The organism is Nitrospirillum iridis (genome assembly GCF_014205765.1).
Taxonomy (GTDB): Bacteria; Pseudomonadota; Alphaproteobacteria; order Azospirillales; family Azospirillaceae; genus Nitrospirillum; species Nitrospirillum iridis.
In genome coordinates, this window is the sequence record NZ_JACIIZ010000002.1 from 125,250 (window position 1) to 149,989 (window position 24,740).

General features: G+C 66.9%; 18 protein-coding genes and 1 tRNA gene. 10 read left to right on the forward strand and 9 right to left on the reverse strand.

Annotated features, from left to right (window positions below):
- The first annotated feature begins 126 nt into the window (after positions 1–126).
- Positions 127–1,542 (forward strand): DHA2 family efflux MFS transporter permease subunit, encoded by a 1,416-nt coding sequence (locus tag FHS74_RS03540; RefSeq protein WP_184798237.1) that lies wholly within the window; start codon positions 127–129, stop codon positions 1,540–1,542.
- A 273-nt stretch (positions 1,543–1,815) separates the two neighbouring features.
- Complete coding sequence (locus FHS74_RS03545; protein ID WP_211106087.1) at positions 1,816–2,235, forward strand: hypothetical protein; 420 nt, start codon at positions 1,816–1,818, stop codon at positions 2,233–2,235.
- A gap of 27 nt (positions 2,236–2,262) precedes the next feature.
- Here the strand turns inward: FHS74_RS03545 and FHS74_RS03550 are convergent, their stop codons facing one another.
- On the reverse strand, positions 2,263–3,168 hold the full coding sequence (locus tag FHS74_RS03550; RefSeq protein WP_184797533.1) for an SMP-30/gluconolactonase/LRE family protein: 906 nt from the start codon (positions 3,166–3,168) through the stop codon (positions 2,263–2,265).
- A 245-nt stretch (positions 3,169–3,413) separates the two neighbouring features.
- Between FHS74_RS03550 and FHS74_RS03555 the strand changes: the two genes are divergently transcribed.
- Positions 3,414–4,640 (forward strand): TCR/Tet family MFS transporter, encoded by a 1,227-nt coding sequence (locus tag FHS74_RS03555; RefSeq protein WP_184797535.1) that lies wholly within the window; start codon positions 3,414–3,416, stop codon positions 4,638–4,640.
- Between the two features lie 101 nt (positions 4,641–4,741).
- On the opposite strand, the gene FHS74_RS03560 is transcribed toward FHS74_RS03555, so the two are convergent.
- Both FHS74_RS03560 and FHS74_RS03565 read right to left on the reverse strand, forming a co-directional pair.
- Positions 4,742–5,980, reverse strand: coding sequence for a thioredoxin family protein (locus tag FHS74_RS03560; protein ID WP_184797537.1), 1,239 nt, complete (start codon positions 5,978–5,980; stop codon positions 4,742–4,744).
- 316 nt (positions 5,981–6,296) lie between these two features.
- Positions 6,297–7,901, reverse strand: coding sequence for a S10 family peptidase (locus FHS74_RS03565; protein ID WP_246462895.1), 1,605 nt, complete (start codon positions 7,899–7,901; stop codon positions 6,297–6,299).
- 246 nt (positions 7,902–8,147) lie between these two features.
- Here FHS74_RS03565 and FHS74_RS03570 point away from each other — a divergent pair, with 246 nt between their 5' ends.
- Positions 8,148–9,173 (forward strand): TIM44-like domain-containing protein, encoded by a 1,026-nt coding sequence (locus tag FHS74_RS03570; protein ID WP_184797539.1) that lies wholly within the window; start codon positions 8,148–8,150, stop codon positions 9,171–9,173.
- Positions 9,174–9,217: 44 nt separating this feature from the next.
- On the opposite strand, the gene FHS74_RS03575 is transcribed toward FHS74_RS03570, so the two are convergent.
- Together FHS74_RS03575 and FHS74_RS03580 are read right to left on the reverse strand one after the other, a co-directional pair.
- Positions 9,218–13,042 carry a CHASE domain-containing protein gene (locus FHS74_RS03575; protein ID WP_184797541.1) on the reverse strand — a complete coding sequence of 1,275 codons (3,825 nt, stop codon included), beginning with the start codon at positions 13,040–13,042 and terminating at the stop codon, positions 9,218–9,220.
- Between the two features lie 278 nt (positions 13,043–13,320).
- On the reverse strand, positions 13,321–15,543 hold the full coding sequence (locus FHS74_RS03580; RefSeq protein WP_184797543.1) for a methyl-accepting chemotaxis protein: 2,223 nt from the start codon (positions 15,541–15,543) through the stop codon (positions 13,321–13,323).
- Positions 15,544–15,827: 284 nt separating this feature from the next.
- Between FHS74_RS03580 and gatB the strand changes: the two genes are divergently transcribed.
- From gatB to FHS74_RS03595, 3 genes are all read left to right on the forward strand, one after another.
- Positions 15,828–17,282, forward strand: coding sequence for an Asp-tRNA(Asn)/Glu-tRNA(Gln) amidotransferase subunit GatB (gatB, locus tag FHS74_RS03585; protein ID WP_184798241.1), 1,455 nt, complete (start codon positions 15,828–15,830; stop codon positions 17,280–17,282).
- 198 nt (positions 17,283–17,480) lie between these two features.
- Positions 17,481–17,572 (forward strand) — tRNA-Ser (locus FHS74_RS03590).
- Between the two features lie 167 nt (positions 17,573–17,739).
- Entirely contained in the window at positions 17,740–18,000 is a 261-nt protein-coding gene (locus tag FHS74_RS03595; RefSeq protein ID WP_211106088.1) for a PadR family transcriptional regulator, read from the forward strand.
- Between the two features lie 8 nt (positions 18,001–18,008).
- Here the strand turns inward: FHS74_RS03595 and FHS74_RS03600 are convergent, their stop codons facing one another.
- Positions 18,009–18,266, reverse strand: a complete 258-nt coding sequence (locus tag FHS74_RS03600) for a hypothetical protein (RefSeq protein WP_184797547.1) — start codon at positions 18,264–18,266, stop codon at positions 18,009–18,011.
- Here FHS74_RS03600 and FHS74_RS03605 point away from each other — a divergent pair.
- A complete protein-coding gene (locus FHS74_RS03605) occupies positions 18,252–19,187 on the forward strand; it encodes a hypothetical protein (protein WP_211106089.1) in 936 nt (311 codons plus the stop codon). The two genes, FHS74_RS03600 and FHS74_RS03605, sit on opposite strands and share 15 nt — an antisense overlap.
- Positions 19,188–19,370: 183 nt before the next feature.
- On the opposite strand, the gene FHS74_RS03610 is transcribed toward FHS74_RS03605, so the two are convergent.
- Positions 19,371–20,582: an FAD-dependent oxidoreductase gene (locus FHS74_RS03610; protein ID WP_184797549.1), complete on the reverse strand. Its 1,212-nt coding sequence runs from the start codon at positions 20,580–20,582 to the stop codon at positions 19,371–19,373.
- A 700-nt stretch (positions 20,583–21,282) separates the two neighbouring features.
- On the opposite strand from FHS74_RS03610, the gene FHS74_RS03615 reads away from it, so the two are divergent.
- On the forward strand, positions 21,283–21,603 hold the full coding sequence (locus FHS74_RS03615; protein WP_184797551.1) for an alkylphosphonate utilization protein: 321 nt from the start codon (positions 21,283–21,285) through the stop codon (positions 21,601–21,603).
- A gap of 28 nt (positions 21,604–21,631) precedes the next feature.
- Here the strand turns inward: FHS74_RS03615 and FHS74_RS03620 are convergent, their stop codons facing one another.
- On the reverse strand, positions 21,632–23,047 hold the full coding sequence (locus FHS74_RS03620) for a S41 family peptidase (protein ID WP_184797553.1): 1,416 nt from the start codon (positions 23,045–23,047) through the stop codon (positions 21,632–21,634).
- Positions 23,048–23,243: 196 nt separating this feature from the next.
- On the opposite strand from FHS74_RS03620, the gene FHS74_RS03625 reads away from it, so the two are divergent.
- Positions 23,244–23,744: a MarR family winged helix-turn-helix transcriptional regulator gene (locus FHS74_RS03625; RefSeq protein ID WP_184797555.1), complete on the forward strand. Its 501-nt coding sequence runs from the start codon at positions 23,244–23,246 to the stop codon at positions 23,742–23,744.
- A gap of 139 nt (positions 23,745–23,883) precedes the next feature.
- On the opposite strand, the gene FHS74_RS03630 is transcribed toward FHS74_RS03625, so the two are convergent.
- On the reverse strand, positions 23,884–24,474 hold the full coding sequence (locus tag FHS74_RS03630; protein ID WP_184797557.1) for a helix-turn-helix domain-containing protein: 591 nt from the start codon (positions 24,472–24,474) through the stop codon (positions 23,884–23,886).
- Positions 24,475–24,740: the final 266 nt, after the last annotated feature.

Consider the following 24,740-nt stretch of genomic DNA (forward strand, 5'->3'; position numbering starts at 1 on the left):
AAATTCTCAAACGGCAGGCAGCGTTTTTCTTCCCCAACCGCTGGCCGCCCATACCACCGGGCCGCACCAACGGCCCCCAACCCTTGGCCCCCCACCCACGGCCTGATGAAAGGCACTGTGACGGCGATGCTCGTCGCGCTCATCATATCGTGCGCCCTGTTCATGGAGAACCTGGACGCGACCGTGCTGGCCACGGCCTTGCCGGCCATGGGTGAAAGCCTGGGCGTCAGTCCCATCCATCTCAGCCTGGCCATCACCGCCTATATCCTGAGCTTGGCGGTTTTCATCCCCATCAGTGGCTGGGTGGCCGACCGCTTCGGGTCCAGCCGCGTCTTCCGCGCCGCCATCGTCCTGTTCACCCTGGGCTCCATCGCCTGCGGGCTCAGCCAATCCCTGCCTCAACTGGCGTTGGCCCGCCTGGTGCAGGGCGTCGGCGGCGCCATGATGGTGCCGGTGGGCCGCCTGGTGCTGTTGCGCACGGTGCCCAAGGACCAGCTGGTCCGCGCCATGAACTACCTGACGACACCGGCCATGGTTGGCCCGCTGATCGGCCCGCCCATTGGCGGCCTGCTGACGACATACCTGTCCTGGCGCTGGATTTTCTTCATCAACATTCCCATCGGCCTGCTGGGCCTTTACCTCTCCTGGCGCTATATCGCCGACCACCGGGAGGAATCGGTGGGCAAGCTGGACGGCTGGGGCTTCGTCAATTCCGGGGTGGCGCTGGCGGCCCTGATGGCGGGGTTCGAGTGTATCGGCCGCGACGGCCTGGACTGGCGCGTGGCGCCCGCCCTGCTGGCTTTCGGCGTGCTGGTGGGGGCGGTGGCCGTGCGCCATTCCCGCCGCCATCCCCATCCGCTGGTCGACCTGGATCTGCTGAAGACCGCCACCTTCCGCATCAGCGTGCTGGGCGGCTCCCTCTTCCGCATCTGCATGGGCGCCATCCCCTTCCTGCTGCCGTTGATGCTGCAGGTGGGATTCGGCATGACGGCCTTCGTCTCCGGCCTGCTGACCTTCGCCACCGCCGCCGGCGCGTTGGTCATGAAGATGACGGCCGGTCCCATCCTGCGGCGCTATGGTTTCCGCCAGGCGCTGGTGGTCAACAGCGTGGTGTCGGCCCTGCTGACGGGTGCCATCGGCCTGTTCCGGCCGGACACGCCGATCGCCCTGATCCTGGTGGTGCTGCTGGTCGGGGGCTTCTTCCGCTCGCTGCAGTTCACGGGTCTCAACACGCTGGCCTTCGCCGACATCCCGCCCAGCCGCATGAGTGCCGCCACCAGCCTGTCATCCATGGTGCAGCAGGTGTCCTTGGGCATGGGCGTGGCCGCCGGCGCCCTGCTGCTGCACACCACGCTCGCCACCCACGGGGGCGCCAAGCTGGAGCCATACGATTTCATGGTGGCGTTCCTGACCATCATGGTCATCGGCCTGGCCTCGCTATTCTACTTCATCCGCCTGGACCCGGACGCGGGTGCAGAGATGAGCGGCCACCACACCCACCCGCTGAAGCCGGCGACGGAGAGCGCTGCGGGGGATGATTGAGGTCATGGGCGGTCGGGGCTTTCCTTCCCGCCGCCGATCCTGGTGAAGTCCGCGCCGCGCCGCGGGGGCCGTGACAGGGCTCCCGCAGGCTGGCCATGCCAACCTATCCCCTCCCTGGATCACCTTTCACCAGTGCCCTCATGGGGCCGAAACGATCCATTTCAACAGATAAACCTGTCGGCGAGCTGCTCCAACGGCATGGCGGGCATCCGTGAATTTGACGAGTGACGATATTGATAATTCATCACTCGTCACATATCTTGAAGGTGCAGTTTGAAGCTGCAGCCGCCCATAACGGTGCGGGTTCGTTTCAGCAGCCGATCGCCTGTTGCGCCCCTGTGCGAGCGGCGTTCGGCGCATCCCCGGAGACAGATGATGTTCGCCTCGGTCCATGGAATGTTGCGTGCCCCGGTCACGGCCTTGGTCCTGTTCGGAGTTATGTCCGGTACGGCGCTGGCCGCGCCGGATGAGGATCCGGCGGCAGCCTTCATCGCGTCGCTGGCGGGAAAACAGGAACCTGCCGCGCGACGGGAGGTCCCGTCATCCCAGGCCCAGCCCCTGGATGATCCGGCGCGGCTGTTCATAAGCCGCCTGGAAGGCAGGCATGAACGCCCGTCCCCCGCCGTGTCGGCGGACGCCGACACGCATCCCGATCAGGATTTCATAAAACGTCTCGGCGGCCGGTCGCTCTGATAGCCGCACGACCAGCCTGCCCTGGCGTCATCCGCCGTATTTGTGCTCCGCCAGACCCGGCACGTCGACGCGGAAGCTGAAGATGCCGCCGGACTGCGGATGGCGGGCCAGTTCCTCATCATCCAGCTTCTGGCGGGCGGTGGTGACGTAGGCGGTCTTCAGGTCCGGGCCGCCGAAGGCGATCATGGTGCAGAGGCGGGCGGGGATGGCCACCTCCTCCAGGATTTCACCCGCCGGCGACAGGCGCACCACCCGGCCCCCGTCATAGAGCGCCGTCCAGTAACAGCCCTCCGCGTCCACCGAGGCGCCGTCTGGCCGCCCCAGGCCGTGGGGGAACTGGTGGAAGACACGCTGGTTGGCGATGCGGCCTGACGCCAGGTCGAAATCGTAAGCGTGGATGACGTGGTTGGGCGTGTCCGCCAGGTAGAAGGTCCGGTCATCGGGCGAGAAGGCGATGCCGTTGCTGGTCAGGAAGCCCGTGGCCATTTCCGTCACCACGCCGTCGATGCCCAGGCGGTACAAGGTGCCGTTCCGGTGTTGCTTGGTGCCGTCCAGGGTGCCGGACCAGAAGCGTCCCAGCCGGTCGCAACGCCCATCGTTGAAGCGGTTGTCCGGCCGTGTCTCCTCCACCTGGGCGCCCAGGGGCTCCGGCTCGGCACCGAAATCGGAGAGCAGGGCGAAGCCGTCCTTCATGCCCAGGGCGAAACCGTGGGCGCCGTGGCGGGCCAGGCAGGCCGCCGGCTGGCTGAAGCCGCGCTGCACGTCCTGCCCGCTGCTGGGATCGAAGCGGTGCAGGGTTTTGGCCGGAATGTCCACCCAGTAGAGCACGCCCGTCCCCGCATCCCGCCCCCCCGCGTCCCGTCCCCCCGCGTCCCAACGCGGGCATTCCCCCAGTTGGGCCTGGGCATCCAGAACACAGGTGACATGACGCATCGTTCGTCCTCGTTTATCGGAAGGGGGGGGGGACCAACAGGGGGTGACCGGCAGGCACCATAAGGGTAGCGGGGCGGCGAAGGCCAGTGCTTAGCGCCCGCCGGACAGGCCACCGGACATAGTGTCCCCCGGGGTGTTTCAGGACTCCCCGCCGCCGCGCAAAAGGATTAAGGGTAGGACCCGCGAGACAACGACCTTCCTTATCCCGGTGCCCGCAACGCCGGGCCTCAAGTCTGGGCCTGACAATGACCGCATCCCCCACGCCGCGCCGCGCCGCGCTGGCCTTCGTCTTCATCACCGCGCTCATGGACGTCTTGGCGCTGGGCATCATCATTCCGGTCCTGCCCGACTTGGTGAAGGGCTTTGTCGGCGGCGACAATGCCCGGGCGGCGCACATGGTGGGCGTGTTCGGCACCCTGTTCGCCGCCATGCAGTTCCTGTTCTCCCCCCTCATCGGCGCGCTGTCCGACCGCTTCGGCCGGCGGCCCATCCTGTTGGTGTCCTGCTTCGGCCTGGGCGCCGACTACCTGCTGATGGCCGTGGCGCCGACCCTGAGCTGGCTGGTGGTGGGGCGCATCCTTTCCGGCATCACCGCCGCCAGCTTCACCACCGCCTCGGCCTACATCGCTGACGTCACCCCGGCGGAGAAGCGGGCCGGCGCCTTCGGCATGCTGGGCGCCGCCTTCGGCCTGGGCTTCATCGTCGGGCCGGCGGCTGGCGGCCTGTTGGGGGCGGTGAGCCCGCGTCTGCCATTCTGGGTGGCGGGGGGGCTCAGCCTGCTGAACGCCTGCTATGGCCTGTTCGTCCTGCCGGAATCATTGCCGGCCGACCGCCGCGCCGCCTTCTCCTGGCGGCGGGCCAACCCGCTGGGCGCCTTCGCCCTGCTGCGCGGCGCGCCGGGCCTGCTGGGCCTGGGCGGGGTGGTCTGGCTCTACTATCTGGCGCATGAGGTGCTGAACAACACCTTCGTCATCTACGTCAACGATCGCTATGGCTGGGGCCCGGAGACGGTGGGCCTGACGTTGGCGGGGGTGGGCGTGTGCAGCACGCTGGTGCAGGGCGGCCTGGTGGGGCGCGTGGTCAAGCGCCTGGGCGCGCGCCGCACCATGATGGTGGGCCTGGTGGCTGGGGTGTGCGGTTTCGCCGTCTTCGGCGCCTCGCCCGTGGGGGCGGGGTTCCTCTGTGGCATCCCCCTGGTGGCGCTGTGGGGCATGGTGGGGCCGTCGGCGCAAAGCCTGATGTCGGCCCGGGTGTCGGCGACGGAGCAGGGGCTGCTGCAGGGCACGCTGGTCAGCATCCGCGGTGTCACCGGCATGATCGGCCCCCTGCTGTTCACCAGCGTGCTGGCCAACAGCGTGGGACCCTTCGCCATGCTGCCGCACGGATCGACCTTCCTGCTGGCCGCCGTGCTGCTGGCGGCGGCGCTGGTCCTGTCCTTCCTGGTCACCCGGCCGCGGGAGGCGGTGGCCTAGGCCTGCATTGCGGTTGCCCTTGCCAGACGTTCACCAGGAGGTTGGCAAGGGCATGAAACCGTCCATACTGGTCCCGGCCAAACCCTGAACTGTGACCCGCCTCAGGCGGAAAGAGCGTCTTCGATGGATGCGATAAGCATCGGAGTGAGGCGGTTGGTTTCCGCAGACGTATTCGCACACATAAATTCATTCATCTCCCGGAGGATTTTTTCCAAGTCCGCATGCTCAGTCTCCCATTTGTGGTGGATTTCCGCGATGACCTCGGGAGTGGGGGGCCGTCCATTGGCGACCTTCACGCAAAACTGATGCCGCACGTCCTCCAGGTTAAGATGATAGTGCGTGTAGCCCGCCTCGAACTCGGATCGGGACAGTATCGTATAGACGCCCGTAAGCAGAAGAATCGCCGCCCACTCGCCTCCGTCATCCGGTTGCGGTGGCGGTGAGAGGTTGGCCAGCATCATGGCGACATGCCGCGGCACCGTGCGGTCTTGCGCGAAATCTTTAAGGAATTCCGTCGCCCGCGACCGCAGGTCTGCCCATATGGCGGGGGCGACCGTTCCCCCCGCCAATGCCGCCCGCAGATGCCGCGCCCAGTCCATGCGGATCGTGTCGAGACGGGGATCGTCGAGGTAGGCCGGGGTCAGGTTGTCCGGGGCGCCCAGCCAGGCCAGCATCAGTCGTGGGGCGACGTCGGCCAGATTGGCGCCAGGCGGGATGACGTCGAACACCCGCCCCACCTGCTCGGCGGTGGTCACCCTGGCGAACTCCAGCGCCAGGCCCAGCGAAATGGGCAGCCCCGTGGCCCGCTCGAAAACGGATGGCTTCACCTGCCGCATGAAGGCCGCGGAGATCGTGCCCCCCTTGGGCCCCCAATAAGACATGCGGGCGATGGTGATTTCGCCGGCCTTGGCGTGGGCCAAAACCCTGTCGAAAAAAAAACGCTTCAGTTCCGTATCGCCGTGGAAGGCGCGCCACTCCGCTTCATGCTGAACCGATTTGGCGTGGCCATCGGGCGGTGCCACACCATTGGCGTCCAGCCAGGCGACCAGCTTGCCATAGGATTGGGGTCCGGTGAGCCGCGCGACTTCGGCGCCATCCTTGAACAGCAACAGGGCTGGAATACCGCGGACCGACAGGCGATCCTTGAGGGATTTATTAGTGTCGATGTCCAGTTGCGCAACCGTGATCAATTGATCGTACGCCTGGGCCAAGCGTTCAAGTATCGGTGTCAAGGCGTGGCACGGCGCGCACCAATCCGCCCATAAATCGAGCAGCAGTGCCCCTTTGCTGGCGAGCACGGCTTCTTGAAAACCGTCTTCGTCGATCTGTAAAAGACTCAAAATTCGCCCCTTGATCCCAACAGGCGGCCTTGTCCGGAAGCGCTTTCACGAATTCGATCAGCGGCCGGCGACCTTTCCTGCATTTTCACTCTGTTCGCGTTGCGTGTTGAGACGGCCGCTTCAAGAATGCGCCAACGGCGGTTCGCGCATCTGAACGCCGCCCGGGAATGCTGGCGGGGCGACGTCACCGGGATGCTTTTTGTCCTCGCTATTCTTACCGTGCGTTTCGAAAAGCGGTGAGCCCCCCTGTGCGGTAGCCGGACGAAAAAAAGCATGGGTCGGCGGGGCGGTCAGCGCCGCCCCGCCGGTTCCGGTCTTACTCCGTCGCCCCCGGCGCCGCCGCCTTCACGAAATGGCGGACGTCGTCGGTCAGCTTATCCAAGGCTGAGCGGTTCAGGTACATCATGTGCCCGGCCTCGTAATAGCTGAAGGTCACGCGGTCGGTGGGCACGCCGTTGGCGTTCATGGCGTTCTCGTTGGAGAAGAAGGGCACGCAGATGTCGTACCAGCCGCCGGCCATGAACACCTTCAGCTTTGGGTTCTGGCGCATGGCGTCACCATACCAGGGCGCCACGTTGGCGTAGCCGCCGCCCTCATCCCCCCAGGTCTTCCAGTCCCAGTTCTTGCCCACGTCGCCGCTGGTCCGGTATTCCCGATCCATCTTGATGTTCAGGTCGCTCAGCAGATAGCTCTGCAGCGTGGTGGCGAAGGCCGCACCCACGCCATAGCCGGAAGGGTCGCTCTCCGCCGCGTCACCGGCCGAATCATACTCCTGCCCGGTATAGCGGCCGTCATAGATGCCGACGACCTTGCCCTGGTCGCGCAGCAGTTCCTTGGCGAAGCGCACGTCGCGGATGCGCAGGTTGGTGCGGTCCAGGTAGGCAGGCGACAGGCCGGTGAAGCGGGCCAGCTTGTCGATCACGCCCTTGCGCTCGGCCGGGCTCATGCGGTTGCCCTTCAGCAGGGCCACCGGATATTCCTCCACCGCGAACTTGCGCACCTGATTCATGAAGGCGTCGAAGCCCATGGCGGTGTCGGCGATCTTCTTGTGATACCAGGCGACGGCGGCGTATGTGGGCAGGAAGGCGGGGTAGGGCAGGTCGTTGCCGCGGTTGAATTCGAACGCGCCGTAGTCGACGGCGCCGGAAACGACGATCAGGCCGTTCAGGCCCACGGGCGCGCCGTTCTCCAGCAGTTCGGGCAACAGGGCGCCGATGCGCATGCCGCCATAGCTCTCGCCGCCGATGAAGACGGGGGAGTTCCAGCGTTTGTGCTCCGTCAGCCATTTGCGCATGAACTGCGCGATGGAATGGGCGTCCTGCTTCACCCCGTAATAGTCCTTCTCCTCCCCCTTGGGCAGCAGGCGGCTGTAGCCGGTGCCCACCGGGTCGATGAACACCAGGTCGGCCACGTCCAGCAGGCTTTGCGGGTTGTCCTTCAGGGGATAGGGCGGGCTGCCGGCGCTGGTGGCGTCGCTGGGCACGTCCACCCGTTTGGGGCCCCAGGCGCCCATGTGCAGCCACAGGCTGGCGGAACCGGGGCCGCCGTTGAACAGGAAGATGATAGGGCGCTGGGTCGGGTCCTTCACGCCCTTCTTCACATAGGCGGTGGAGAAGACGGTGGCCGCATCCTCCTCCTTGTCGTTCACCAGATGGGTTTCGCCGGCCAGCACCTGATAATCCACGCGCTTGCCGTTGAAGGTGCCGCTGCGCTCGACGGTGAAGTGCTTGGGCGTCCAGTCTTTGTCGCCGTTGGCCTTGTCGCCACTGGCCTTGTCCCCTTTGTCGTCGGCCTTGGCCTGGTCGGCGGCCGGCTTGTCGCCGGCGTTGGCCGGCCGGCTGGTGATGGCCATGTGCGTGGTCAGCAGGACCATGGCCGTGCCGGCCAGCAGGGCCGCCAGCTTCCATTTCGGTGCGGGCATGAGAAGGAACCCCCGTTTTACCCTTTGGTTTCATTATCGGTGCGGTCAGGCGCCTCCCCGCGACGCCCAGCCCGCCTGGATGCAGTCTAGGCATGAGGGCGGCCCCAGGGCAAAGGTCCCATCTGTCGCGGCGGGTGGAAAAGCGGTATGGCCTTGCCGTGCGACACTGGCCCTCGCAAAATTGTCTTCCGGGCCCACATTAGGGTGGGGCCGGAGGTGGGCCCCGCATTTCAAGGGGGAGAGAGAATGTTCGGTCGGTTTGGTTCGCGTGCGGTCGCCGCCGTCCTGGCGGTGGCCTTGGCCTTGGCGCCCTTGGCCGCCGACGCCCGCCCGGGCCGCAGTTCCAGCTCCGGCAGCCGCGGCAGCCGGACCTACACCACGCCCGCCACGCCGTCGGTGACGGGGCAGCCCATCCAGCGCAGCATCACGCCGCCGCCGGCCGCCGCCCCGGCGGCGCCGGCCTATCAGCCGCGCCCCGGCTTCCAGCAGCCGTTCGCCCAGCCCGGGTTCGCCCAGCCCAGCTTCACCCAGCGCCATCCCTTCCTGTCGGGCATGATGGGCGGCTTCCTGGGCGCCAGCCTGTACAACTCGTTCTTTGGTCACCATGGCTACGGCGCGGGCGGTGACTACGGCAGCGGCTCCGGCGGGGCGTTCGGTGGCTTTCTGCGTATCCTGATCATGCTGGGCATCGCCTGGATGATCTGGCGCCTGGTGCGCATGGCCCTGGGCGGCCCACGCCCCGCCACGAATTCGGGCATGACCTATGAGCTGTACCAGCCGCAGGAGCCGCCCTATCAGGCGACACCCTTCGGTTCCTCCTATGGCCAGGGGGGGGCCATGCCGCCGCCCGCACCGGTGCCCGCCATCGGCGTGCAGATGCAGGGCCAGGATTTGTCGGCGTTCGAGCAGATCCTGACCGGCATCATGGATGGCTGGAGCCGGGGTGACCTGACGGCATTGCGCCGCCACCTGACGCCGGAAATGCTGTCCTATTACGGCGAGGAGATGACGGAGAACCAGAGCCGCGGCATCCGCAACCAGGTGGCGGACGTCCAACTGGTGAAGGGCGACGTGGTGGAAAGCTGGCAGGAGGAGGGGCGCACCTACTGCACCGCGCTGCTGCGCTGGCGCGCCCGCGACTGGACGGTGAACGAGGCCACGGGCCGCGTGGTCGAGGGCGATGAACACCGCCCGGAAGAGGTCCAGGAACTGTGGACCTTCGTGCGGGCGGATGGCGGCCACTGGCTGCTGTCGGCCATCCAGCAGGTCTGACCCCATCCACCGGGTCTGACCAGGGCCTCGCTGCCGTCGCCCGATCAGCCTGGGAGGGCCGCCCTGTCGAGCGGCTCTCCCACAGGGTGGGGGGCGGGGGGCGGGCCATCGGCCAGCACCACCCGGGTCAGCGCGTCCAGCGCGGTGGTCAGCGTGGCCATGTCGGCGTCCCAGGCGACCCAGTCCTTCCGGCGCAGCGCCTGTTCCGCCACGCCGGCGGCGGCGGCCACCTCGGTGGCGGCAAGTTGCGCGGCCGTGCCCCGCAGGGTGTGCAGGCTGTGGGCGGCATCCTCCGGCTTTTCGCTCTCCACGGCCTGGCGGATACGGGGGGCGGCGCCGCTGAACTCCACCACGAAGCGATGCAGCATGGTGTCGAACAGCGCCCGGTCGCCGTTCACCCCGAGTGCCGCCAGCCGGCCGTCTATGCCGGGCACGACGTCGCGGAAGCTGTCGATGTCGACCGGCGACCGGGGCGGATGCGTCTCGTGTTCGGCGGGGACGGGCACATAGCGCCGGATGGTGGCGACCATCTGATCAATATCGAACGGCTTGGTCATGAAGTCGGTGATGCCGGCGGTGTAGGCGCGCCGCCGCTCGGCATCCAGGACGCCCGCTGTCAGCGCCACCACCGGCAGGGTCCGCAGGCCCAGGTTCTGGCGTATCTGGCGCGTGGCCTCATACCCGTCCATCACCGGCATCTGCATGTCCATCAGCACGATGTCGACCGGCGGCGGCTCCGCGCCCAGCAGCTCCAAGGCCTGGCGGCCGTCGGCCGCCAGGGTCACCGACGCCCCCTCGGATTGCAGGATGAGCGTGCTGACATCCTGGTTGATGGCGTTGTCTTCGACGATCAACACGCGGACATCGTCGAGGCGTTTCGCGCCCGGCCGCTTTTTGGCCGGCGGTGTGGGGGGCGGGTCCTGTGCCGGTGGCGTTGCGCTCGTCGCGACCTCGACGGGGACCGTGAACCAAAAGGTGCTGCCTTGGCCCGGCCGGCTTTCCGCCCCGATCTCACCGCCCATCAGGGTGACCAGCCGCTTGCAGATCGCGAGGCCCAGGCCGGTCCCACCATAACGGCGGGTGGTCGAACTGTCCGCTTGGGTGAAGGCGCTGAACAGCGCCGGGATCGCGTCGTCGGCGATGCCGATGCCGGTATCGGCGACGGAAAAGCGCAGGAGCGCCCGGCCGTCCGCATGCCAGCCGTCCTGCCGGACCCGCAGGGCCACGCCACCGCTGTGGGTGAACTTCAGCGCGTTGCCCAGCAGGTTGAGCAGCACCTGCTGCAGGCGCAGGTGGTCACCGATCACGGCGGCGGGCGTCCCCGGCAGCACCTTGGCCGTCAGGCGCAGGCCCCGTTCGCTGGCGTTGACCTGCATCAGCGACACCATTCCGTCCAGCAGGCCCGGCAGATGGAACTCGGCGTTTTCCAGTTCCATCCGCCCCGCCTCGACCTTGGAAAAATCCAGGATGTCGTTGATCAGGGCGAGAAGGCCGCGGCCGGCGGTCGCGATCTTGGTGACGAAGTCCCGCTGCTGGTCAGACAGCTCCGACCCCGCCATAAGCTGGGTCAGGCCCAGGATGGCGTTCATGGGGGTGCGGATTTCATGGCTCATGTTGGCCAGGAAATCCGTCTTGGCGCGGCTGGCCCCTTCGGCGGCGGCCTGGGCGGCGACCAAGGCCGCCTCGCGGCCGCGCATCTCCGTGACGTCCCAATTCACCCCGATGATGCGCAGCGGCCGGCCATCGGCATCCCGTTCGGTGATCGACGCGGCCTTGACCTGTCGCAGACCGCCGTCGGGGTGGCGGATGCGGAATTCGATGTCCAGATCCCCCTCACCACGGGCCACGCGGCGGAATTCCGATTGAACCCGCGGCTGGTCCTCCGGCACGCACTGAGCCCGCCAGACGGCGAAAACCTCGGTATCGCCAGGGCGCGCGCCGTAGAGGCGGAACATCTGCTCGTCCCACGCCATGCGGGCCGTGTTGACGTCATATTCCCAAATGGCGATGCCGCTGGCCTGGGTGGCCAGCGCCAGACGGGATGAGGTGGCCCGCAATTCACGCTCCGCCCGTTTCAGCGGGGTGACGTCGGTCGCCAGCACGCAGAAGCCCTGGACGTGGCCGCCGTGATCGATATCAGGCATGTAGTTGATCCAGATATCGCTATGGCTGCCGTCAGCCTTGATCATGGCGCGCTCGAAGCGCTGCGTTTCGCCGCGCAGCGCCGCCTCGATGTGCGGGAGGTTGGCGCCGTACATCTCCTCGCCCAGCAGGGAGCGCAGGCTGCGGCCCATGACCTCCTCCGCAGGCCTGCCGAAATACTCCAGATACCGCCGGTTGGCGAAGCGGCAGCGCTCCTCCGCGTCCCAATAGCCGACCAAGCCGGGGATATCGTCGGCGACGGCGCGGATGAAGCGCTGGCTGGCGCGGAGCGCGTCCTGGGCGCGCAACTGCTCCGTGACATCCCGTCCGGAACCGCGGAAGCCGACACAGGCGCCGCCAGGGTCGACCACGGGGGCGCCGCTGATGACGATGTGGCGCAGCCGCCCGTCATGTCCCATCAGGTCATAGCCGAGGTCCCGGAAGGGCCGCCCGTTCCGGATATGCCCCTCATACTCGTCCAGGCGCGGGTCATCCGGATCGGCCGCCAACGCCCGCCGGGTTTTGCCGATCACCGCTGTCTGGTCGAGCCCCAGGCGGGCGACGCCCTGGGATATGGCGGTGAAGCGCCCGTCGGCGTCCGTCTCCCAATACCAGTCCGTCGACAGTTCGGTGAGCGTCTTGAAGCGCGCTTCACGTTCCGCCAGTTCGGCCGTACGGGTCTTGACCTCCGCTTCCAGGATGTCCGCCTGGTTGGCCTTTTCGCGGCTGGCCTCCAGATGGCGTGCCAGATTCATGAGGTGCAGACGCAGCAGCAGGGCCAACAGCACGCCGCCGACGAGAAGGCGGGCCGCGGGTACCCATGGCGGCATCAGGTTCAGCGACCGCAGGAACACGGGCGTGGCGTGGAAGCGGACCAGCCAGAGGCGACCGAAGAGGGAGAGCGTCTCTTCCCTCGCCAACCCTTGGATCAATACCCCGGCCTCTTCGGGCGAGCTGTAGAAGGGGGCGGGGTCGGCCGCGTCGGTCACGTCGCTCAGGGTGAAGCCGATATCCGGACGCATCAGTTCGGAATCGGCCAGCATCCTGTCGATGGCGAAGGGCACATAGCTCCATCCCAGGGCGGCCGCTTCGCGCTCCGCCGGTGTGGTGGTTTCGGCGCCCCGGCGATAGATGGGGAGCAACAACAGGAAGCCCGGCGTCCGTCCGTCGGTCTTCTGCACAAGGGTGACGGGTGCCGTCAGGCGGGGTTCGCCCGACAGCATGGCGTCACGGGCGGCCGCGCGGCGCGCCGGCTCGGACGCGATATCGAGGCCCAGGGCGGCGGCGTTGTCCGCGTCCGGTTCGATGAACTGGATGATGGCCCGTTCACCGTCATGGGGTGCCAACTGTCGCACCTGGAAGCCGGGACGGCCGTTCCGACGCTCCGCCTCGACAAAGGCGGCCTCATCCACGGCGGCCACGCGGCGGATGAGGCCGAAGCCCAGGGCCCCAGGGTATTCGGTTTCCAGCGACCAGGTTTCGCTGTAGCGGCGGAACCGCTCCGCCGTCAGCGCTTCCGGGCCAGCCACGACCAGGGCGCCCTGGGCGGCGTGCAGGCCGTATCGGTACAAGGTCAGGCGTTGCCGCAAATCCTCCGTCAACTCGCCGGCATGGACCGTCAGACGGTCGGCGGCGACGGCCCGATTGTGACGGGTGGTGAACCAGGTGGCGGTGGCGGCGCCTGCCAGACTCACCGTCAGCACCAGCAACGGTAGAAGAATGGGCATGGCGACGGCGCGGGTGATCCGCGACCGTATTGTCGACAGCCAGCCCCCGAGGCTTGGGTAAGCATTATTTCCCGGGGCGGCCGCTGGCGAATTCTGAGGACTCATCCTGGGCTCACATGTTTTTCATCCCCAGGACTAAGGGCAATATCTGAATAAGGGGTTACCCGCATACCCCTTCTGGCAAGGCTATGCTTTTGGCCATCGCGGCCGGCGGCCCCGGCCCGGCCTGTTTGCTGTAAAACGTGTTCCGTCTCGCGTCCCAGCCGCCGGATTTGTGGTCAGGCCGCCCTGTGGCGCGCGACGAGATCATCCACGGCCTGGGCCATGCTGTCGTTCAGGCGGAACTGCACGCGCGTGCCTTGCGCATCCTGGCTGATGACCCTGCCGACGAGACGGATGCCATCCACCGTGATCTCCACGTCACGGCCCGGGGCGGCGACCGGGGAGCCGCTGATGGCGCAGCCACCCTGGCCGATGTTGAGCAGGCGGTGGCCCCTCGCTGTCGCGGGCTGGCCCAGCGGGGCCAGCGTCACCGGACGGTCAAGGTCATGGCGTTCAAAGCGGCGCCGGTCTTCGGCCGTCTGCATGGCCGTCAGGAACTCCTCCACCTCCGTGCGCAGATGTTCGGACTGCTGGGACAGTTCATTGGCCGCCGCCAGCAGCTGGGTCGACGCCACCTTGGTGAACTCCGCGCTGTCCCGGACCAACACGAGGGAGGATGTCACCTCCTGGGTGCGGGCCGCGGCCTCGGCCACGTTGCGGCTGATCTCGCCGGTGGCCGCGCTTTGCTGACTGACCGCGGCGGCGATGGCGCCGGAATTGTCGTCGACAACGGCGATGGTGGAGGTGATGCGGCTGATGATGGCGATGGCGCTGTCGGCGGCGGCCTTCACGCCGCTGACCTTCATCTGGATGTCGTCCGTCGCCTGGGCTGTCTGGCTGGCGAGGCCTTTGACCTCGTTGGCGACCACGGCGAAGCCCTTGCCGGCCTCGCCAGCCCGCGCGGCCTCGATGGTGGCGTTCAGCGCCAGCAGGTTGGTTTGCGCCGCGATGGTCTGAATGAAGCGCACGACCTCATTCACGCTTTCCGCGACATGGGCCAGTTCGTCGACCACCTGGCGGGCCCGTTCCGTTTCCTCCACCGCCGTCCGGGTGGTGGCGGCGGTGCGCTCCGCCTGGGAGCCGATTTCCGAACTGCTGGCGGCCAGTTCCTCGGTCGCCGCGGCGACCGTCTGCGTGTTTGCGGTGGCGCGCTGGGCGCTGTCGTCAGCGGCTTCGGTCCGGCTTGCCGTCTGGTCGGCCTGGCTGGACAGCGACGCGGCGGTCGCCTCCAGCTCGGTGGCGGCGGCGGCGACGCTGCGCAATTCCGCGCTGATCAGCATCTGGAAGTCCTTGGTCAAGGTTTCCAGGGCCTGCTGCCGGCGCAGACGCCGCTCCGCCTCCACCGCCTGAGCCGCCTCAAGGTCGCGGTTCCGTATGGCGTTCTCCTTGAACACCGCCAGGGCGCGGGCCATGGCCCCGACCTCGTCACCCTTGTCCGCATGGGGGATTCCCGTGTCCAACCGTCCTTGCGCCAGGTGGCCCATGGCGGCGGTAAGGCTGCTCAAGGGGCGGATGACGAAGCGGCTCACCACCAGGTAAACGGCGGCGCTGCCCACGGCGAACAGCGCCAGGCTGATCAGCAGCACGCGGACCTGCGTGGCCTTGAACCCCTGGATTCGGGCCCGCAGCAACCGCTCCAACTCCGCCGACGCGACCGCGTACAGGGCGTCCTGCGATTTCAGGGCGGCAAGCGTGTCGCCGTCGCTGACACCGCCCTTGTCGGCGCCGGTGGAGAGGAGGGCGACGGCCTTCTGCACGCCGCCCACCGGGGTGGCGAGGGCGGCCTTTACGCTGCCGTCGGCATTGCCGCCATAGGCCGAGGTGGCCGAGGAATCGAGGCCGGCCAGCAGCGACTTCACCCCGCCCAGGGCCATGAGAAGGTCAACCTTGTTGTCCCCCGGCTGGTGGGTGACCGCCCGCAGGCCCGTGGTCTGGTCCACCAGCTCGGGCAGCTTAACCACCACGATGTCCATGACGTAGAAGCTGTCGAGATCCGGGTCCAGGATCAGGTTCGACTTGTCGCCGATCTGGGCGATCAGGGCGCGCAGTGCCGTGCGGGTCTCGGGGCGGCTGGCGCCACCCGTCTTGCCCAGGGCCGCCAGCACCTCATCCGCCTTGGCCGCGGTGTCCATGTCCTCTCCCCAGGCGGCCTGCAACTGGCGCACCGTGGCGGCCGCCGCCGCCGTGTCCAGGGCCTTGCCACCGGCTTCAGCGGCGGCCAGTCCCGTCTGGACGCCCTGCAGACCCCGCAGATAGGCGGTGCCCGCCAATTCCTTCGCCGTGAAGTCGATGGAGATCTGCTGCTGCGCGATCAGCGCGTAGAGCAGATAGCCCACGGGGATGAGGAAGAGGAGGACGGCCAGGCCTAGCTTATGGGCGATCTTGAGGGTCCGGGGCATCGTGGGGTCCTGCTGCGGCGGGGGAAGGGAGATGGATAGGCCTTCGGTATTAACCCATTAGTTTGCACCATTTAGTTTATAATGTATTAACTTTTATTCAGAGACTGTCTGACAAAATAGAAGAAAGGGGAGGCTTCCACAACACTTTGGACGGGTGTCTGCTGGGCGATGGAAGGTCATGCCGGCGATCATCCGGGCTGCCCCCCGCCCAAGCCGGTTGCGTTTTCACGCGATTCCGGCCATGAAAACCCCTCTCTCCATGATTGGACTTGATGGCGAAGACGATGGCTTATCGGATTGCAGGCGAGACGGGCGAATGGGAAGTGGTGATCGGGCTGGAGGTCCATGCCCAGGTCGTCTCACAGGCCAAGTTGTTCAGCGGGGCGGCGACCGCCTTCGGCGCCGCGCCGAATAGCCAAGTCAGCTTCGTGGACGCGGGCTTCCCCGGCATGCTGCCGGTGATCAACGAGGTCTGTGTGGAGCAGGCGGTGCGCACCGGCCTGGGCCTGAAGGCGCAGATCAACCTGCGCTCGGTCTTCGACCGCAAGAACTACTTCTACGCCGACTTGCCGTCCGGCTACCAGATCAGCCAGTTCCAGCAGCCCATCGTGGGCAAGGGCACCATTGTCCTGGACCTGGCGGACGGCAGCACGCGCGAGGTGGGCATCACCCGCCTGCACCTGGAAATGGATGCGGGCAAAAGCCTGCACGACCAGAACCCGACCAAGACCTATATCGACCTGAACCGGTCGGGCGTGGCGCTGATGGAAATCGTGTCGGAACCCGACATGCGCACGCCGGAGGAGGCTGCGGCCTACCTGCGCAAGCTGCGCACCATCCTGCGCTATCTCGGCACCTGCGACGGCAACATGGAGGAAGGCTCCATGCGCTGCGACATCAACGTCTCGGTGCGCAAGCCCGGCCAGCCCTATGGCACGCGGACGGAGACGAAGAACGTCAACTCCATCCGCTACGTCCAGCAGGCCATCGAGTATGAGGCCCAGCGCCAGGTCGAGGTGCTTGAGGACGGCGGCGTGGTGGTGCAGGAGACCCGCCTGTGGGACCCGAACAAGGGCGAGACGCGGTCCATGCGCTCCAAGGAGGAGGCGCACGACTACCGCTATTTCCCCGACCCGGATCTGCTGCCGCTGGAACTGGATGCCGACTGGGTGGCGGAGATCGAGCGCACCCTGCCGGAACTGCCGGACGACAAGAAGGCCCGCTTCATGGCCGACTACAAGTTGCCGATCTATGACGCCGGCGTGCTGGTGGCGGAGCGGTCGCGCGCCGACTTCTATGAAGAGGTGGCCAAGGGCCGCGATCCCAAGCAGGCCGCCAACTTCGTCATCGGCGATCTGCTGGGCGCCCTGAACAAGACGGGCCGCGACATCGACAACTCGCCGATCAGCGCCGCCGACCTGGGCGGCCTGATCGACCTGATCGCCGACAACACCATTTCCGGGCGCATCGCCAAGGACGTGTTCGCCGACATGCTGGAGACGGGCAAGCCCGCCGCCCAGATCGTGGAGGAGAAGGGCCTGCGCCAGGTGACGGACACCGGCGCCATCGACCAGGCCATCGCGGCCGTGATGGCGGCCAACGCCGACAAGGTGGCGGAGTTCCGCAGCGGCAAGGACAAGCTGTTCGGCTTCTTCGTCGGCCAGGTGATGAAGGCGACCCAAGGCAAGGCCAACCCCGCCCTGGTCAACGAGATCCTGGCGGCCAAACTGAAGGGCTGAGGCGCAGGCGCGAGGTTAAGACTTAGCCGTTGGGCCTTGGCCCGACAGGCAAAAATGCCTTTGCGCCTGGGGGATCGCCCCGACGCGGTGGGGATGGGGGACCAAACGGTCCCCCTTTTCATTTTCCCTCACCGTTACCGTTGACAAGGGGGCCGCCGCCCGAGTACATACGCGAACCGCCGACGACAGTCGGTGGACGGAGGGGTGGCCGAGTGGCTGAAGGCAACGGTTTGCTAAACCGTCGTACCGGGAAACTGGTACCGTGGGTTCGAATCCCATCCCCTCCGCCATTACTTGCCCAGGCCACATCAGGGTAGGTAAGATGGACAAGCCGCCCTTCGGGGCGGCTTTGTCGTATCTGGGGTTTCCCTTGACAATAAATCTACATAGGTAGATTTATTGTTGTATGACACGGACGCGAGCCCTCTCAAACCACGCCAGAACGATCCTCGCCGTCTTGCTTGAGGAGCCTGACGCTTGGCGCCATGGCTATGAACTGGTCCGGCTGGCCGGCGTGAAGTCGGGTACGCTCTATCCTCTGCTGATCCGGCTTGAGGGGCAGGGATACCTGGAGGCCGAGTGGCAACAGCCGGTGGAGGGCGGCCGCCCGCCCCGTCATGCCTACCGCCTGACAGTTGCGGGGGTGCAACTCGCCCATGACAATCCGCCCGATCCGGTGACAGCCGCCGGCGCCCATCCCCTGGAGGCAATCATATGAGCATTGGGTTACGGCGCTGCCTTGCGGTCCTGGCCTGCCACCTCCTGCAAGGGGCGATGCCGCCTGGCCTTGAGGGCTGGGGACGGGCCATCCGGCTTGAGACCAGGGCGATCGAAGACGATGGTGATGCGCTTGTCTTCGCGCTCGGCAGCCTGTGCGGCTTGGCCCCCCGCATTTTCGCCCATCACCTGTTCCAACCCATCGTAGCGCTCTTTCCAGGTCGCGTTTTTCCTTGGGGGGATGTCCTCGGCATGCCGCTTCGCCATGACGGCACGTCACACCCCCGTTCGATCGGCATCGTCTGTGCGGTCGGCGCGGCCTTGCTGGGGTTGGTCTATCTGACAATGGCGGGCGCACCGATGCGCTATCTTGGCGTTAACGCCGGGGCGCTCCTCATCGGCCTGGCGATGCTCGCCATGGTCGGCGGCACCCCGTGGCGGGACCGGCGGTGGTCTGGGGTGATGACGTTGGCCATGGCCATCCTGCTGCTGGGGACGGCCTTGTTCGGTGACAAGGACCAGGATGCCGCGCGCTGGGTGAGGTTGGGGCCGCTGTTCATCCAGCCCAGCCTTGTGCTTCTTCCAGTGATGATTGTCAGGTTCGCCCAGTCGCCCAACGGGCGTTCGACCCTCGGGATGGTGATAGCCGCCGTGGCGTTGGCCCTGCAGCCTGATCGCGCCATGGCCGGGATGCTGGCCACGGGCTTGGCGGTCCTGGTGATGATGCGTCCCGACGCCCCCTTCGTGACCCCGGCGTTCGCCAGTGGCGTCGCCAGTTTCGCGGTGACGTTGATCCGAACCGACACGCTGCGGCCCACCCCTTATGTCGAAAAGGTCTTCTACTCCGCTTTTGACGTTCACATCGTCGCCGGCCTTTTGGTGATGACCGGCGCCGCGCTGCTCTTGGTGCCGGCGATCGTGGGCAAGCTATGCGACGCCGATCATCAGGAGACCTATTTGGTATTCGGGGCTGTTTGGTTTACCGCGATCCTGTCCGCCGCGCTTGGGAATTACCCCACGCCAATCGTCGGTTATGGTGGCAGCGCGGTGATCGGCTATGTGCTGAGCCTGACGATGCTGCCCAAGACCGCCCGCCCGCGCGTCGGGGCGGAGGCCGTGCCCCATGACGGGACGAAGGGCGGTTCGGCGGTGTATCGGTGCCCAAGCGCCGTGGCCTATTTGGCGTAGCGCGCGGCATCGTCACGGCGGACAGGCGGCCCAGCGTTCGTGGGGGGATGCCTTCCCGTGGGGGCGCCTTGGCCGCATTGGGCCTGAGTCCTTCGCCACGGGGTTGCCCCCGCGGCCACGTGGGACAACCTGCCATCGGCGCGGCCTTCTTAGCCCGATGTCCGCGCCGACGGCAGGTGCCGGTCATGCGTCCGGCAGCGGATCCTGTCCCAACAAGCGCGCCCCCATGTCGGCCGAGTGGCGCACGACATCAAAGCCATAGCGCTGCATCTCCGCCTCATAGCCGGCGAGCGCATCGGCCATGGGTTGGCCGGACCGCAGCGCCGTCAGGATCGTCTGCCCCAGCGATGCCGCGTCGCGCAACGCCACATTGGCCCCGCGCCCCAGGCTTGGGGTCATCGTGTGCACGGCGTCGCCGAGCAGCGTGACATTGGTCGGCCGGTCGAAGGTCGTGGGAATGCTGGACCTCATCTCGATGTAGAAGAAGGATTCGGGCTGGGCCGCGAGCACGACGTCGCTGGCCGGTGCCGGCCAGCCGCTGAGGAGGCGGGCGGCGAGCCGCTGCAGCCCCACGCTGTCCAGCGTGCGCAGCGTCGCGTCGTCGCCGAAATGCTCCTTGCGGCCGGCGATGATGCATCCGACATAGTCCTGGCGGGGCGACAGCGTGCAGCCGGGCGTCAGGGCGGCGGCGGCGAGCTCGGGACGCATCGGATAGATCACCGGCCCGACACCCAGCAGCAGCTTCCGCTCGTCGGCGGCACCGGTGAAGACGTCGGCGAGTGCCGACGGTGGCAGAAGGCGACGCGCCACGTCGAGATCAAGCCGGCCATAGATGGACCGGGCACCCGAATCCATCCATGGCGCCTGGGGGTGACGTTGGCGCCGGACGGCGGAAGCGGCGCCGTCCGCGCCGACCAGCAGGTCGCCCCGCACGCGCGAACCGTCGTTGAAGCAGGCGGTGACGCCGTCCTCGCCGCTTTCATAATGGGTCAGGGCCTTGCCGAACCGCACCACGTCCTCCAACCCCAAAAGCAGAATTTCGCGGAGGGTCGCCCGGTCGACGTTGAGGTGCGTGGCAATCCCCGCGTCGAGATGGTGGGTCGTCCGGCTGTATTCATCGGTCACGAAGCGGCGCCGTATGGCGAAGTCGGTGCCCAGGATGGTGGTGTACCGCAGGGGGACCATGGAGGTCGCCTCGAACAGGGCGAAGCGGTCCTCCGGCAACGCCGCCCTGAGTCCGGCGACCCCATCGGCGTCGAGATGCAGGCGGTAACCCTGCCGGCGTGCCTCCGGCGCTTCGTCGCGTTCGAATACGCTGACGCCCACGCCCGCGCGCTTGAGACTCTGGGCAAGGCAGAGACCGCCGAGGCCGGCCCCAATTATGATGACGTTCATCGGGATGTCCTAATGTCTTGAGATTGATGGGAACCACGGTCGTTGCCGGCGGTCGGTCCACGATGCGTGTGAAGAAGCCTCCGCCCCTCGCGCGCACGAAGCCCGCCGGGGCGATCAGGACCTGGGGTGCGGCGGTTGCCCGCCGGACGTCGCCATGGGGGCGACTGCGCCCGGGCGTGGCGACGGTATCGGCCAATGCGCGGCCGATGCGGCACCATGGCCGATGATCAACGATCTATGAGGGGGATTTTCCATCCGGCGCACCTTGATAATAGGGGTGCCCTGACCGGAAAAACGGCGCGAGCACCCGGAAGAGCTGAAATCAGCCCCAGGGTGTCGCGGTCTCTCACGAGCGAGACTTCCGGCGGTGCCGGACAGGCCATGCTACCAATTGGCCCGCTCTCTTTTCGACAATCGGACCATATCAAGTCGGCGGTACTGAAGCAATCTGCTCGGGCAAAGCCCCTTGGGGGGCTGGCTGATGGTGTCGCCGACGCTTTACAAGGAGAAGGGGCCAGTTTCCTCGGGGCCATGTCGGGCATGGCGGCCGATGTGCGGGGCGCCTATTCGGCATTCGGGCGTGACGCCCGCCCGTCCGTCCGCTAGGTTCCCCCGCGTTCAGACAAACACGACAACGCCGCGCCCGTGCCATCAGGCCTTCCGGGCGACGGCGTTGCCTGCGCAAGGATCAAGGTGCCCGATGAATAGTTCAGACAATGAAGAATTTGTCTACGACGAAGCCAGCGGGGAGTGGATCCCGGCCAGCCAGGCTGCCGCCAACGCGGCGGCGGGCGCGGCGGCGGGCGTGGTCGAGGTGCGCGATTCCGTGGGCAACCTGCTGGCCGACGGCGATAGCGTGACCCTGATCAAGGACCTGAAGGTCAAGGGCGCCAACCAGGTGCTGAAGCGCGGCACCGTCATCCGTTCCATCCGCCTGACCGGCGACGCGCAGGAGATCGACTGCCGCCACGACACCATCAAAGGGTTGGTGCTGCGGGCGGAATTCGTGAAGAAGGGCTGAACCAGCCGACCCGTCCATGGGCGCCAGGCTACGGTTGGCCTTGGCCGCCCGCGGCGGCGATCGCCGCCGCGCGTTGAAGCATGGCGTCATCCGGTGTCTCGATCAACGGCGCGGGGATCACGATGTCCGGGGTTACACCCTTGGGCCGCGTATCGCCGTTGGGGCGCACGATATGCGCCTTGGGGAAGCCGACGACGATCCCGGTGGCGGGCAGGGTGAATCGCTCCATGGCGCCATAGGCGGTCGCCATGTCGGTGGTCGCTTCGCCCAGAACCTTGGCGAACCCATAGTCCTGGAGGGTGGCGGCGACGGCCACGGCGTTGGAATAGCTGTGTCGATCGATCAGGGCGTACACCGTGCCCTGGAACCGTCCGCTTGGGTTGGGCTGCGTTTCCGGAAGGGTGAAGTCCACGACGTCGCCCAGATTGGCCGTGGCGTACAACTCGGCGAAGCGGTGGGAGATCGGGCCCGCCGCGACCGCGTCATGCAGGATCCGGTCCTGGTTCGCCGCGATGGCGTCCGCGCTGACCCGTATCTTGAACGATGAAAAGAATCGATAGGGCCTGTCAGCGATCCAGGAGACCATGACGTCGCTGAACAGGCTGTCGCCGCCGGGATTGCCGCGAAGGTCGATGATCAGACGGTGCACGTTCTTCGCCGCGAACATGCCGAAGGCGTTGTCGATGAACCTCCGGAACGCGGTCACGTCCCATTCCTCCGCGCCGGTCTTGGCCGCCTCGTTGTAAAACGGACCGGGGCGCAGATAGCCGACGCCATTGGCCAGGATGCGGGCATCCCGCAAGGGATGCTCCAGATCCAGGCGGGGAGGCTGCCGGCTGGCCGCTGCGGCGATTTCGGATGCCGTTCGTGCGGCGACATCGGCGTCGAGCGTGTCCCCGTTGGCCGCCTTCACGCGCACCTTGAAACGGGACCGGGCGCCGACCTCCACCCAGAGGTACATGGGGAAGTCGTATTCCAGGATGCTGTCCGCGAGATCCGTCGTCTCCGCTGAGACATGGGCGCGCGCGCGATCCAGCCACAGCACCGCCGGAACGCCATCGATGGCCATGATCTCGCCGCCCGGCGGCAGATGCGGATCACCGCTGAGAGTGGCGGAGACATAAAGCCGGCCGTCCCGGATGCGGACCGCGAAGGGGAACGCGCGCGCCTGCGCCTTCTGATAGGCCGCCCAGGCGCCGTATACGCCTTCGACCCGCGTATGGCCTTGGTGGGCCGCCGCTGCGAGGCGCTGGAACCGCTCCTCGGCCTGGCCCCGTGTCATGGGCCGTGTGATGCCCGCCCTCAGTGCCTGGTGGAGATTGTCCAGATCAGCCTCCGGCGTGAAGGCGAAAAGATCGAAGGCATCGGTCTTCAGCCGCTGATACAGCGTGTCCAGATCCGTTTGGACCTGGTCGGCCGGATAACTCTCCTGGATCGTGCCCATGGGCTGCGCGCTTGCTCGTGGCGGAGCCAATGCCAGGAGGCAAAGAAGCGCCGCCGCCTGCGCACAGCGCCCTATCGGCATTTCGGAAACGCGCCGCATGATCCCCCCTTCGCTGGTTTCGTAACCAAGTGGTATGCAATCCAGGGCCGCCCGGATAATAGTTAGGCGCCTATGCAAATGCAAGAACGAGGAACGGATGGCGACGGATCACACCCGCAAGCGTGGCCCCCTGGCGATCGGTGGCCGCCTGCGCCGTCTGGTTGAACGCATGGACCAGGATGCCGGCCGGATTTATGCCGACCTCGGGGTCGTGTTCGAGCAGCGGTGGTGGGGGGTGATGGAGCAGCTGGCCGAGCAAGGTCCGTCGTCGGTGGCGGAACTGGCCCGGGCCCTTGGCATCACCCAGCCGTCGGTCAGTCAGACCCGCCGTTCCCTGGAGGCGGCGGGTCTCATCGAGGCCCAGGCGGATCCCCGTGACGCGCGCAGCCGGCGGCTTGATTTATCCGACCGGGGCCGGGCGCTTTATGGCCGGCTGGCGCCCGTCTGGGCGGCGATGGACGTGGTGGCGGCTGAGCTTGATGCCGAGGCGGCCGACGTGATGTCGACGCTCGACCGCCTGGACGCCGCCCTGGCCCGGGCCTCCCTTTACGAGCGGGTACGCCGGGTGATGAACAGCCAGCAGCGGATGGATGAATAGGCCGCACGGGTCAGAGCGCAGATGCGCCCCGTATGTCGGGGCGGTCGCGGGGCGCCAAAACGGAAAAGACGGACCAAACGAAACGGGCGCGGCAGTGGGTTGCCGCGCCCGTGGTCGATATGGTGTCGTCCGCGCGCCTTTATGGCGCCGTGGGGGCCGTCTTGCCGCGCTTCTGCGGCTTGGCGGCCGCCTTGTACATGTCGGCCGGGTCCCAGACGGCGCCGCGGCGGCGGCGGGTGGGCTTCGATTCATCCGAGGCGGCATCGTCCGCCGTGGTGGCGGGCGCGGGGGCTGACGCCGGGGCGTCCGCGACGTCCTCATCGTGGGACACGGCGCGCAGCAGGCCGGCCACGCAGTCGGCGATGTCGGCCGGCGCGTTGCGCCAGGCGCGCAGCAAGTCCAGGTCGCGACGGGACAGCAGGGGCGAACCCTCGTCCGGCGCGCTGAAGGTGGTGGGGGCGGGCCGGTCGGCGCCGCTTTCCAGGTCATCGAAGAAGAAGGTCAGCGGCACGTCCAGGATTTCGGCCAGGCGATACAGTTTGCCGACGGAAACGCGGTTGGAGCCACGCTCGTACTTCTGCACCTGTTGGAATGTAATACCCAATGCCCGGGCGAGATCCGATTGGCTCATCCCCAAAAGACCGCGACGTAGGCGGATACGGCTCGCGACGTGGCTCTCAATCTTGCCTTCAAGTTCGGCAACAACCGTGTTCTTAGTCCTGCGGGGCATGTGCACTACTCCAAGTCGATGACGCACCACCTCAGTTCATCGGATGGGACGACAACATTACCTACTAAGGTAGGAAGTCAGAATTGGGGCGAGAGTATGGAGATGTCTCGATGCTGACAACTGGCATTATCCCGGCCCACTCAACCTGTCCTCGCGGTTTCCTTCTTTAGAGCTGTTTAGCTGTGAGAATACAATAGTATTCATCTTTCGGGTCTCCGCGACAATCGCTCCGTGCACGCTGGTGGTGTGGGTCAAGCCCTTCAGCG

Coding starts and splice junctions, on each gene's coding strand:
- FHS74_RS03540 (WP_184798237.1), top strand. CDS start 127: ATGCTCGTCGCGCTCATCATATCGTGCGCCCTGTTCATGGAGAACCTG.
- FHS74_RS03550 (WP_184797533.1), bottom strand. CDS start 3,168: ATGCGTCATGTCACCTGTGTTCTGGATGCCCAGGCCCAACTGGGGGAA.
- FHS74_RS03555 (WP_184797535.1), top strand. CDS start 3,414: ATGACCGCATCCCCCACGCCGCGCCGCGCCGCGCTGGCCTTCGTCTTC.
- FHS74_RS03565 (WP_246462895.1), bottom strand. CDS start 7,901: ATGCCCGCACCGAAATGGAAGCTGGCGGCCCTGCTGGCCGGCACGGCC.
- FHS74_RS03570 (WP_184797539.1), top strand. CDS start 8,148: ATGTTCGGTCGGTTTGGTTCGCGTGCGGTCGCCGCCGTCCTGGCGGTG.
- FHS74_RS03575 (WP_184797541.1), bottom strand. CDS start 13,042: ATGCCCATTCTTCTACCGTTGCTGGTGCTGACGGTGAGTCTGGCAGGC.
- FHS74_RS03580 (WP_184797543.1), bottom strand. CDS start 15,543: ATGCCCCGGACCCTCAAGATCGCCCATAAGCTAGGCCTGGCCGTCCTC.
- gatB (WP_184798241.1), top strand. CDS start 15,828: ATGGCTTATCGGATTGCAGGCGAGACGGGCGAATGGGAAGTGGTGATC.
- FHS74_RS03605 (WP_211106089.1), top strand. CDS start 18,252: ATGCCGCTTCGCCATGACGGCACGTCACACCCCCGTTCGATCGGCATC.
- FHS74_RS03600 (WP_184797547.1), bottom strand. CDS start 18,266: ATGGCGAAGCGGCATGCCGAGGACATCCCCCCAAGGAAAAACGCGACC.
- FHS74_RS03610 (WP_184797549.1), bottom strand. CDS start 20,582: ATGAACGTCATCATAATTGGGGCCGGCCTCGGCGGTCTCTGCCTTGCC.
- FHS74_RS03615 (WP_184797551.1), top strand. CDS start 21,283: ATGAATAGTTCAGACAATGAAGAATTTGTCTACGACGAAGCCAGCGGG.
- FHS74_RS03620 (WP_184797553.1), bottom strand. CDS start 23,047: ATGGGCACGATCCAGGAGAGTTATCCGGCCGACCAGGTCCAAACGGAT.
- FHS74_RS03625 (WP_184797555.1), top strand. CDS start 23,244: ATGGCGACGGATCACACCCGCAAGCGTGGCCCCCTGGCGATCGGTGGC.
- FHS74_RS03630 (WP_184797557.1), bottom strand. CDS start 24,474: ATGCCCCGCAGGACTAAGAACACGGTTGTTGCCGAACTTGAAGGCAAG.